The organism is Paenibacillus sp. Marseille-P2973 (assembly GCF_018101095.1).
GTDB classification, from domain to species: domain Bacteria; phylum Bacillota; class Bacilli; order Paenibacillales; family Paenibacillaceae; genus Fontibacillus; species Fontibacillus vini.
Genome location: NZ_JAGQEH010000010.1, coordinates 141,527 through 152,245 on the forward strand (window position 1 = coordinate 141,527; position 10,719 = coordinate 152,245).

Annotated in this window: 10 protein-coding genes; 6 read left to right on the plus strand and 4 right to left on the minus strand. The window is 49.8% G+C overall.

The window, feature by feature from the left end; translation table 11 throughout:
* Positions 1-17: 17 nt before the first annotated feature.
* The 4 genes from KB559_RS18740 to KB559_RS18755 all read right to left on the minus strand — a co-directional run bounded on the left by KB559_RS18740 (position 18) and on the right by KB559_RS18755 (position 3,859).
* A complete protein-coding gene (locus tag KB559_RS18740; protein ID WP_211023932.1) occupies positions 18-1,499 on the minus strand; it encodes an ATP-binding protein in 1,482 nt (493 codons plus the stop codon).
* 129 nt (positions 1,500-1,628) lie between these two features.
* On the minus strand, positions 1,629-1,898 hold the full coding sequence (locus tag KB559_RS18745) for a hypothetical protein (protein ID WP_211023831.1): 270 nt from the start codon (positions 1,896-1,898) through the stop codon (positions 1,629-1,631).
* A gap of 96 nt (positions 1,899-1,994) precedes the next feature.
* Positions 1,995-2,195, minus strand: coding sequence for a CsbD family protein (locus KB559_RS18750; RefSeq protein WP_211023833.1), 201 nt, complete (start codon positions 2,193-2,195; stop codon positions 1,995-1,997).
* A 164-nt stretch (positions 2,196-2,359) separates the two neighbouring features.
* A complete protein-coding gene (locus tag KB559_RS18755; RefSeq protein WP_348772937.1) occupies positions 2,360-3,859 on the minus strand; it encodes an HD-GYP domain-containing protein in 1,500 nt (499 codons plus the stop codon).
* Positions 3,860-4,025: 166 nt separating this feature from the next.
* Here KB559_RS18755 and KB559_RS18760 point away from each other — a divergent pair, with 166 nt between their 5' ends.
* From KB559_RS18760 to KB559_RS18785, 6 genes are all read left to right on the plus strand, one after another.
* Positions 4,026-5,546: a potassium/proton antiporter gene (locus tag KB559_RS18760; RefSeq protein WP_211023837.1), complete on the plus strand. Its 1,521-nt coding sequence runs from the start codon at positions 4,026-4,028 to the stop codon at positions 5,544-5,546.
* A 294-nt stretch (positions 5,547-5,840) separates the two neighbouring features.
* The gene (locus KB559_RS18765) at positions 5,841-6,749 is read left to right on the plus strand and encodes an FMN-binding protein (protein WP_211023839.1); all 909 of its coding nucleotides are present in this window, start codon (positions 5,841-5,843) and stop codon (positions 6,747-6,749) included.
* A 50-nt stretch (positions 6,750-6,799) separates the two neighbouring features.
* The gene (locus KB559_RS18770) at positions 6,800-8,677 is read left to right on the plus strand and encodes an NAD(P)/FAD-dependent oxidoreductase (protein ID WP_211023841.1); all 1,878 of its coding nucleotides are present in this window, start codon (positions 6,800-6,802) and stop codon (positions 8,675-8,677) included.
* A gap of 158 nt (positions 8,678-8,835) precedes the next feature.
* On the plus strand, positions 8,836-9,288 hold the full coding sequence (locus KB559_RS18775) for a hypothetical protein (RefSeq protein WP_211023843.1): 453 nt from the start codon (positions 8,836-8,838) through the stop codon (positions 9,286-9,288).
* A 44-nt stretch (positions 9,289-9,332) separates the two neighbouring features.
* Positions 9,333-10,319, plus strand: coding sequence for a polyprenyl synthetase family protein (locus KB559_RS18780; protein WP_211023845.1), 987 nt, complete (start codon positions 9,333-9,335; stop codon positions 10,317-10,319).
* A 58-nt stretch (positions 10,320-10,377) separates the two neighbouring features.
* Positions 10,378-10,578: a hypothetical protein gene (locus KB559_RS18785; protein ID WP_211023847.1), complete on the plus strand. Its 201-nt coding sequence runs from the start codon at positions 10,378-10,380 to the stop codon at positions 10,576-10,578.
* Positions 10,579-10,719 lie beyond the last annotated feature (141 nt).

Consider the following 10,719-nt stretch of genomic DNA (forward strand, 5'->3'; position numbering starts at 1 on the left):
ATTTCTTATTATTGTAGCTAGGAATGGCTGCCTAAAGCAACCGTATCCGTTTTTATCGGATCGATCTCCCTTGTTCCTTGCTCCTTCATTTCCGAAGTCAGAGGTAAATAAAGGGAAAACGTACTACCTAAGCCAACCTTGCTCTGCAAACGGATGAACCCTCCGAGCAATCGGGCCAAGTCTCTGCTGATCGGCAATCCGAGACCCGTTCCCCCGTATTTGCGGCTGATGGAACCATCCGCTTGACGGAAAGCTTCAAAAATGGTCGTATGCTTATCTTCGGGTATCCCGATCCCGGTGTCGGTTACGGCAAAGACAATCCACTCTCCCTGCATCATGTCGCTTGCACCCGTCTTGCGGATTTCCAGTTTGACTTGTCCCTTCTCGGTGAATTTAAAAGCATTGGACAGCAAATTACGCAAAATTTGCCCGATCCGCTGAGCATCCGAAAGAATGGTGCAGGGGAGGCCTTCCTCAATGCGGATTTCAAACGCCACGTTCTTCCGATCCGCCGCATGTTCGAAGTGCATGTCCAGCATCTGCGCCATCTCAGCGATGACGACATCCTCCTGCACAACCTCCAGCCGGCCCGCTTCTACCTTGGACAGATCCAAAATATCATTGATCAGCTTAAGCAGATCTTGTCCCGACTTATAAATGATCGTCCCGTAATTAGGCGTGTCATCTCCATTCGCAGCCTCGTCCCCGCCTTCGCTTTCGGAGATAATCTGGGCCAGATTGATGATTCCATTCAATGGCGTTCTCAGTTCGTGGGACATGTTGGCCAAAAACTCCGACTTATACTGCGAAGCCAGCGCAAGCTGATTCGCCCGTTCTTCCAGTACGATTTTCGCCGTGCGTAGTTCTTCCGTCTGCTTACGCAGTAATTCATTGGCGTACTTGAGTTCCAGCGTTTGCCTCCGTTCAATCTGGAAGTCCCAGAGAATCAGCGCAAATACCACGCTAAGCACCAACGTCAACGGAAAGGTAACCGGCACGATCTCCAGCATGTACTTTTTCATCGGTAGAACGCCGAATACGGCTATGTTAATCGTGTTAAGAATATTAACGATCCCTATCGTAATAGCTCCCTTTACTATAAGCCGATAGTTGCTTCGTCTAATCCAAATACTTAGACCGGCACAAACAACCCCTAGTATCGAAAGGTTGATAAGGCCCGCAATAGCGGCATCATTCACGCCGAAGGTCAATCTTGCCAGCCCGATCCCTACACCGATAACCATAAGCGCCAGCGGTTGCATATAGACGCCAGATGCAATAATCAAAGGTACGACGCGTAGGTCAAAAATTACATCTTTGTTTAATTGAAAACCGAATTTCATGCAAACCCAGCCTGCGAAAATGAATAAAGCCAACGATAAAAAATAATTGATTTTAAAAGAAATTTTGGTGAAAGCATATTTGTATATTACATTTACCAGATAAGCAACCGTGATCAGCAGCCCCAAATTAAGCAGAAACATCTTGCCAAAGCCCATATGCTCACTCCCGTAGGTCATGTAGTTCTTCGCAGCCTATTTCCATATTAACACATGCAGAAAAAAGCAAAATGAGTCAATTGGCATTTTTTCGGAAAATAGTTGATTTTTGCACAAAAAAAACGCAAATCAGATGCGATTCGCGTCTTTTTTCCAAAATAACGGCCAGGGAAGAAATGCGGTCCCTGCGCCCTCTCGTGCCCAGCGTCGAAATCGGCTTCGGAGTCCGCCGGGTTCGGGACAGAGCTCGGGACTTGCCTCGAACTCAGGCTCAACTTCGACATCCCTGAGCGTATAATAGCGGAGATTGTAGGTGTTGACCGTGTCTCCCTGAACCGTCACCACACTGTCTCCCCGCATCTCGATAATTCTTCCGGTAACTACGCGGGAAATATACATCCGTTTTCGCCTCCATTATAGAGGTAATTCAAGAAGTCGTCTTTTGATAGCCGACTTCTTGAACCTGTACTTTATAGGCCAGACAAGATGCGAAGGCTACTCGCGGTTGCGGGCCCAGTCATTGTATTCACGCTCAGCGGCATCCTTCGTGTGCCCGTAACGTTCCTGGAGCTTACCCACCAATTTATCCTTTTCACCGTCAATGACATCCAGATCGTCATCCGTCAACTTGCCCCACTGCTGCTTTGCTTCCCCTTTTATCTGATTCCATTTACCTTTAAATACGTTGTGATCCATCTCGCATCAACTCCTAATCCGTTATAGTCAAGGCTGATTGAGTATCGGAAACATTCCCGTTTCCGTGTATTTGTAAATACCCTTCCCCGCTTCATTTGAACCGGAGACGGGCTTTCTACACTATTCCAAAATTATCCTCATTACGTAAAAAGACCCCGCGGGCATCACGGGGCCTTTTTTGATTCTTTATTTTTCCGGTAGGCTTCCACAAACAGCTTTGCAAAATGCGGATCCCATTGAGTTCCGCCGCCTTTCTCCAAAATCGCAATCGCCTGCTGCTCATCCAGCCCTTTCCGGTAAGGCCGGTTGGAAGTCATGGCGTCAAAAGCGTCAGCCACCGCAATGATCCGGCCAAACAAAGGGATGTCCTCTCCCTTTAATCCGTCCGGGTATCCGCCTCCGTCATAACGTTCATGGTGCGATCTTACACCAGGCAAGAACGGAGCCATGGCATCCGCCGGCTCGATCTGCTTCAAAATGGCCTCTCCAAGCGCGGGGTGCTGTTTGATCTGCTCCCACTCCTCGTCGGTCAAGCGGCCCTCTTTTAACAGAACCGCATCACGCATTCCAATTTTGCCGATATCGTGCAGCAGCGCTGATTTCCTCAAGTCATGAATTTCCTCTTCCGGAAGCTTGGCAAGCAGGCCAATGCCGACCGCATATTCCGCAACCCTCAACGAATGTCCCGCCGTATAAGGGTCGCGAGCGTCAAGGGCTGCCGCCAAGGTTGCGAAGTAGCTCTCCAGCAGCTGATTGTTGCGCTCGGCCTGTATTTTTATGCCGCGCAGCATATGGTTAAACCCGGAAATGAGCCGTGAGAATTCATCCGAGAATAAATCGTTGGCCCCGCTCCGCAAATGACCGATCTTCACTTCGGCCATCTTTTCGTACAGATGCTGGATCGGCAGCACGATCTCCCGGGTGAGCAGCCTCGAGCCGACAAAGGCAAAACCGAGACCGACAAACAGGATATAAACGGCCCACTGCCAATACGAAGTGTCGCCTAGATTCCAGGCTCCTATCCGGAACTGAACCGCCAGGCTGTAAAGCAAGAGCGGAAAGGCTCCGATGAGAAAAAAGCTCCATCTCAGCTTGCGCTTAATCGAGATCAGCACTCTTCCTCCAAGCGTTAATTCTTTGCCAAACAGCCGCAGCGACCATGCTCCCAGTTCGAGAAGAACAGGTCGTATGACATACGAAGTTAAATAAAACTCGATCAATGCATGCATTCCGGCGATAAGCACCACACTCATTGAGGCAAGCAGGACATAAAAATACGGAATGGCTAATTTTCCGGTATAGATGAGCCATGTCGTCATAACCGCCGCCGGCAGCATCAATCCAAATAAATGCGGGCCTAGGATCCGCTTAACGGCCAAGGCGGGTAATCTATGCGTTCTTATGTATACGTTTTGCAGGGTGGAAAAACTGTCGACCTCAGCTGTAAAGCAATTCCGGATCGGACGGACCTGCAAAGAAAAAACAACCCACTCCAGCATAATCATGATAGAGAGCGATATGACGAGCACGCCGGCCAACAAAAAATATTGTTCCCTGGGTATATTCAGCGGAGTGAAGAGCATCAGGCTTCCGACCGCGATCAACGCTAGCAGCGTGCCCGCTGCATAATTCAGCTTCAAGCGTGAAATAAATGTCTTGTACACCGTCAAGGGAATAGTCCTTCCTTCCGTTAAACCGCTTCTTACATCATTATCGGCAGGATAGGTGAAAGTTTACAGTGATCAATTTGTAGGCAAACCGTATAAATTTGTCTAAATATTTAATAAAAACACAATTTTGTGATGACCCTAAATTTAAAAGGAGGAAGCTATGGACTTAACCGATTATACCGACTCCATCGTCATTCTGCTGGCCGGCTTACTCCTGATCGGCGTATTCGCCACCAAATTTTCCAGCCGCTTTGGTCTGCCCTCCCTTGTATTTTTTATAGCGGCAGGAATGGTTCTGAGCCGATTCATATACTTTGACAATGCCTTTATCGCCCAATTGGTCGGTACTTTCGCCCTGATCGTCATTCTCTTTGAGGGCGGCATGCAGACCAAATACATCACAATCAAGCCGATTATCCCGAGCGCCTTGTCACTGTCAACCATCGGGGTCATTCTTACGACCTTGATCATCGGTATAAGCGCCTACTATATATTGAACGTTCCGTTCGAGGAAGGCCTGCTGTTCGGCGCCATTGTCGGCTCTACCGACGCCGCGGCTGTTTTCTCCGTCCTCGGCGGAAAAAATATCAAAGAGCGGCTTACATCCACGCTGGAAGCCGAGTCGGGCAGCAATGACCCGATGGCGGTGTTTCTGACTGTATCCTTGATCGAATGGATTCAGCATCCCAATCATGATCTGCTACCGCTGATTTTTTCCTTTTTCATGGAAATGGGTCTCGGGCTGCTGCTCGGGCTTGGCTTCGGATGGGTCGCCGTCAAAGTCATCAACAGCATCGATTTCGATTCCTCCGGACTTTATCCGGTCATAGCCGTCGGTTTTGCCATTCTGACATACGGCATTACGGCAGTCGTTCACGGCAGCGGGCTGTTGGCGGTTTATGTCATGGCTCTGGTTCTCGGCAATTCCGACCTGACTTACAAGCAGTCGATTCTTCAATTTAATAAAGGGTTTGGCTGGATCATGCAGATCACCATGTTTACGCTGCTCGGACTGCTGGTGTTCCCTGCCGAATTGCCGGGAATCATGCTCCCCGGTCTCGCCTTATCCATGGTCTTGATGCTCGTGGCCCGCCCAATCGGCGTCTACGTAAGTTTGTTATTCGCTAAATATTCATTAAAAGAGAAAGCTTTGATTTCCTGGGCGGGGCTTCGCGGCGCCGTGCCGATCGTGCTGGCGACCTATCCCTTGATGAGCGGGCTTCCTAACGGGCCCTTGTTCTTTAACGTCGTTTTCTTCGTCATTTTAACTTCGGCTATCATTCAGGGAAGCACCATCTCCCCTTTTGCCGGCAAGCTGGGATTGGCCGGAGAGAGCGATTCACAGCCCCATTCACTTCTTGAACTGGTAGCGCTCGGCAAGACCAAATCGGAAATCAATCATCTTCATATCCATGCCGGAATGAAGATTATAGGTAAGGAATTGCAGGAGCTGGACCTTCCTGAAGAGGTTCTGGTCACCGCGGTCATCCGGGGCGAACAAATCGTCACGCCTCGCGGCAACACGATTATTGAAGAGGGAGATACGTTATACATCCTCGGGCCTAAAACGCAACGGGACAAGATCAAAAAAATATTCAGTTATCGCGGCTCCCCTTATGCTCCGGTAGTGCCCGAAGTCGAATTAATTCCGGGGCCGGAAGACCCGGAAAAGCGTCTTTGAAAAAAAATTAAAATTTTTAAAAATTTAATTTAGAGTTAAGCAACCGCTTACAACCCTGAAAGCTCATGCAGTGCCTTGCCTGCCGGGTTTTTCAGGGTTATTTTATATCACATACCACGTGATATTTTTCACATTAACCCATATGTATATATGCTAAAATTCCATCGAGCAAAGGTTTTCGGACTCCTTTCAGGCCTTGAAAATCCTGTAACGGCGCCGTCTCCCCCGCTTCGCAAGTTATTAAAATGTCTTCACATTTTAATATATATATTTTATAACTGGAGGTCATTTATTATGAAAAAAGCATCCATTCTACTGTGCAGTGCCTTACTGCTTGGTCTGCTTGCAGGCTGCGGTTCCGACAAAGACGGAAATAATGCAGCACCTGCCAACAACACCCCTGTTGAGAACAGCGCCGCAGGCAACGCAAACAGCACGGATACAACGGCAGAACAAGGCAAGTATCAAGACGGCGTTTATTTTGCACAAGGCGAAGCTGACGCAAAAACCGGCTGGCAATATTACGTTACCCTGACAGTATCCGGAGGCAAAATCACGGAAGCTAAATGGAATGGAATCAATGCTAACGTAGGCGTAGACAAAGTGACTTATTCCAAAGAAGGCAAATACGGCATGAAAGCCGGCGGTGCTTCTTCCGAATGGCATGAGCAAGCCGAAAAAACGGAGCAATACCTGATCGAGAAACAAGATCCTAAAGCCATTACGCTGAATGAAGAAGGCAAAACCGATGCAATCAGCGGCGTATCTGTACATGTAAATGAATTCTTCGACTTGGCTGACAAAGCCCTGACCGCCGGTCCGGTTGAAGCCGGAACTTACAAAGACGGCACCTACCATGCTGAAGGCGACAAATTCGACGAGCATTCCGGCTGGAAAGAAACAGCTGACGTAGTCATCGCTGCAGGCAAAATCGTTAAAGTCAACTTCAGCGGCGTGAACGAAGCCGGCGAAGACAAGAAACAAAACTCGGTTGACGGCAAATACGGCATGAAGGCTAATGGCGGAGCGCAAGCCGAATGGCATGAAGAAGCAGCCAAAGCTGAAGCTTATCTGGTTGAGCAACAAGATCCAGCTTCCCTTACATTCAATGAAGAAGGCAAAACCGACGCCATTTCCGGCGTATCGATCAGCTTGAAATCCTACTTCGATCTGGTGACAAAAGCGCTGGAACAAGCGAAATAAATAACGCCTGAACTACATGTTTTCCACCATATAACGAGAAGGTGAACCTCTTGAAAAAAATAGTCGTTCTCGGCGGCGGTTATGGCGGTGTCGTTACATCCAAGCACCTGGCCAAACTGTTCAAAAAAGATAAAGACGTAGAAATTACGCTGATTGACCGCAATCCCTACCACACTCTTTTGACAGAACTGCATGAAGTCGCAGCCAACCGGGCACCGGAAGATTCAGTCAAGATCGAGTTGAAGAAGATTTTCGCGGGTCAAAAGGTAGACGTTGTATTGGACTCCATCGATCATATCGATTTTGCTTCCAAACAACTCCGTTCCGAGAAAAACACTTACAAGTACGATTACCTGGTCATCGGTACCGGTTGTAAGCCAACTTTCTTTGGCATACCGGGTGCCGAGGAGCATTCCCTGACCCTTTGGTCTTATGAAGACGCCGTCCGCTTGAAAGAACAGATCCGCAACAAGTTCGGTCTGGCAGCGAAAGAGACCAACCCGGCCAAACGCCGGAAAATGTTGTCCTTCGTCGTCGTTGGCGCCGGCTTTACCGGTGTCGAGCTGGTCGGCGAAATGGCGGAGTTCCGCGATGAGCTCTGCAAGGAATTCTACATTGATCCTAGTGAGGTTCGTCTTGTTGTAGCGGATATGGCACCGAAAATTTTGCCGATCCTGCCTGACAAGCTGATTGAAAAGGCTACAAAACGCCTTAACAAAATGAATGTCGAAATCATCACCAGCGCCAAAATTACCGGCGTAACTCCTACCGGCGTCGTACTCGGAGACAAAGAACTCGAAGCGGATACCGTAGTATGGACCGCAGGCGTCGAAGGCTCCGAACTGGTAGGCAAGCTGGATGTGAAACAAGAAGGCCGTAAACGGATCGTTACGAACGACAAGCTGCAAAGCGTCGATCACGAAAATGTTTACATCGTCGGCGACAACATTTTCTTCATTCCGGAAGGCGAAACCCGCCCTGTACCGCAAATGGTAGAAAACGCCGAGCAAGCCGGACCGTTGATCGCCCATAACATCCATGCCGATGTTCATAACAAACCTAAGAAATCCTATAAACCGGGCTTCCACGGTACGATGGTATGTATCGGCAGCCGCTACGGCGTCGCCAACGTGGGTCTACCGAACAAAATGTTCATGCTCACCGGTTTCATGGCGATGTTCTCCAAGCACTTAATTAATATGTATTATCTGTTTACAGTAGCCGGCTTCGCCAAAGTTTGGACTTACATGATGCATGAATTCTTCCATGTAAACAACCGCAGAAGCTTCGTCGGCGGACATTTCGCAAAACGTTCTCCAAACTTCTGGCTCCTCCCGCTCCGCGTCTTCGTCGGATACAAGTGGTTGGAAGAAGGTCTGGATAAACTGCCGAAGATTTTCAAAGATCCGTCGAACATCTTCCTGATTCCTGCTAACCCGAATGCGGGTGACGCGGTCTCCGCAGCCAGTGAAGCCGCTTCGAACGTTACGCAAACCGTAGATGCCCAAACCGCGGCTTCGGCTGTCGAAAGTGCTTCTACAGCGGTTACCGCACTGCCGGTACCAGGATTCGTTAAGAGCATCGTAAGCTGGTTCATGGATGTCTTCTTCTATTCCTCGGACGGCGGATTTACCGCTTTGGCCACGGTGTTCCAGTTCTTCATGGTATTCATGGAAATCGCCCTCGGCGTCATGATTATTGTTGGACTGTTCACAGCCGTAGCTTCCGCAGCAACTGTGGCTCTCGGCGTCATGATCTGGTCGTCCAGCATGGCTTCGTCTGAAATGCTCTGGTACATGACCGCAGGCGTCGCATTGATCGGCGGCTCGGGCAGCACATTCGGCCTTGACTACTACGTTCTGCCTTGGCTCAAGAAACAATGGAAGAGAATTCCACTCGTTCGAAGATGGTACTTATATACGGAATAGCCTTTCGACTATAGAAATCCGACTTTCGAACTTGCACTTTTAAGTATTTTAACTGATCTCAAAAAGAGTAATGTGCGTCGTCGCACATTACTCTAATTTTTACACTATTACCTAAGATTTTAACTATCGCGGCATTTCAGCCCGAGGAGTGTGCCCTTATGACCCATGAGCTCATCCAAGACGCATGTCATTTGTTACAGGGCGAAATTTCGCCCGATACCGGGATTCAATTGAATATTTCTAATGAAGACGTACTGCCGTTTGCAAAATTATTGGAAAAGTACGAGATGGCTGCGGTACGCCGCCAGCGTCTCTTGTCCATTTACATCGCAATCAAGCTCGCCCTCTCTCGCCATAGTGCCTGTGACGCTACCTCCAACGGAGAAGCTCTGACACGCTTGGTGCTGGACGGCGACTACTTATACAGCTTTTATGTCCAACTCTGCCTGGGGTGGCAGGAGATCGACCTTCTGGTCCATCTGGCTCCCGTCATCAAGCAGATTCAAATCAAGCGGCCTGGCGGCAGATTTGAAGACGAACGTTTATTTAAAGGGATGGAATTATATTTGCGGTTGGAGAGCAACCGAGCCCGACAAAGCCAGGCAATATAGAATATTCCGCGTTTATCCGTCAACATGAAGAAGGAGGGTTCAGCATGAAGCTTAAACTGGATGAAGCGCTAGACATTCCGCTCCGGTCGGTCGACAGGGAAATTGAAAATATAGTCAAGCATGACAAGGATGTCCCCCGTTCCTCCACGCTTGCCAAGAGTATTATCGATCTGGTCCGTTCCGGGGGCAAGAGAGTCCGCCCGCTCATGGTCATTGTCGGCAGCCGCTTCGGCCCTTCTCCTGATGAACGCAAAATATGGAGACTCGCGGCGGCCGCCGAATTCATCCATGCGGCTTCTCTGATTCATGATGATATTATCGATGACTCTCCGGTTCGCCGAGGACAAAAAGCCCTGCATGTTAAGCTCGGCATTAACGAAGCCCTGCATGTCGGCAATTATATGTCCGCCCGAGTCATCGAGCTCATCTCGGTCTACTCGGCGGATCGGGAGCGGTACGTTTACGACCTCTCCTCCCTGGCTACTACACAGCTCTGTCTGGGAGAATACCAACAGTTGGCCCATCTATACGATTACAACGTAACCGTAGAAGAATATCTGGAGAAGTCGAGAAATAAAACCGCCCAGCTCATGGCTACTTGCTTGCGGATCGGTGCCCAAGCCGCCGGAGCTAATGAGGAAACGGCCGACCTGCTCTACAGCTTTGGTGAAAAGCTCGGCATGGCCTTCCAGATCCGCGACGACATCCTGGACTTCACGCAGTCCGCGGAGAAACTCGGGAAGCCCGCCGGCAGCGATCTGCGTAAAGGCCAGGTCACCCTTCCCGTTCTCTATGCACTGCAGGACGAGGAACTGGCTCCATCCATCCGCGCCATCTCTGCGGATACACCTGCGGAGGTCACCGACCTCGTCATCACTGCGATCCAGCACTCCGACGCGCTTCAGAAGAGCGAATGCCTGAGCGCTCAGTACCTGGACGAAGCCCGTGACATCATCAACCGTCTCAGCCATTACCCCGCCCACCGCGATTTGCTGGTGCTGCTCCAATACTTCGGGGGCCGCGAAAGCTAGGGAGGCTTCATCAGGATAGAACAACAACGATGATAAACGCCCTGCCCCGTCTGCCGACGTGGTCAGGGCGTTTTGTATGCCTTGGGGCGGGTTGCTAGGCTTGGATCGTGTTGCTGCGCCATGGAGGTGTGTTGCTGCGCTTGGGAGCATTTGCTGCGCTTGGGAGCATTTGCTGCGCCTTGGGGGTGTGTTGCTGCGCTTGGAGCATTTGCTGCGCCTGAGAACACCTTGCTCGGCTCGGGTGTACCGCTCGTTTTAGGGCGTATTGCTGCTGTCTTAGAGCAACTTGCTCGTCCTGCGAGCATATTGCTGTTTATGGGGCATCATACTCCTACCTTCGAGCACATTACTGTTCATTGGAGCACCCTACTTTGCCTACGAGCACATTACTATTCATAGA

Excerpts from the sequence above, each read along its gene's own strand:
- KB559_RS18740 (WP_211023932.1), bottom strand. The coding sequence starts at position 1,499 with ATGGGCTTTGGCAAGATGTTTCTGCTTAATTTGGGGCTGCTGATCACG.
- KB559_RS18780 (WP_211023845.1), top strand. The coding sequence starts at position 9,333 with ATGAAGCTTAAACTGGATGAAGCGCTAGACATTCCGCTCCGGTCGGTC.
- KB559_RS18760 (WP_211023837.1), top strand. The coding sequence starts at position 4,026 with ATGGACTTAACCGATTATACCGACTCCATCGTCATTCTGCTGGCCGGC.
- KB559_RS18775 (WP_211023843.1), top strand. The coding sequence starts at position 8,836 with ATGACCCATGAGCTCATCCAAGACGCATGTCATTTGTTACAGGGCGAA.
- KB559_RS18765 (WP_211023839.1), top strand. The coding sequence starts at position 5,841 with ATGAAAAAAGCATCCATTCTACTGTGCAGTGCCTTACTGCTTGGTCTG.
- KB559_RS18745 (WP_211023831.1), bottom strand. The coding sequence starts at position 1,898 with ATGTATATTTCCCGCGTAGTTACCGGAAGAATTATCGAGATGCGGGGA.
- KB559_RS18750 (WP_211023833.1), bottom strand. The coding sequence starts at position 2,195 with ATGGATCACAACGTATTTAAAGGTAAATGGAATCAGATAAAAGGGGAA.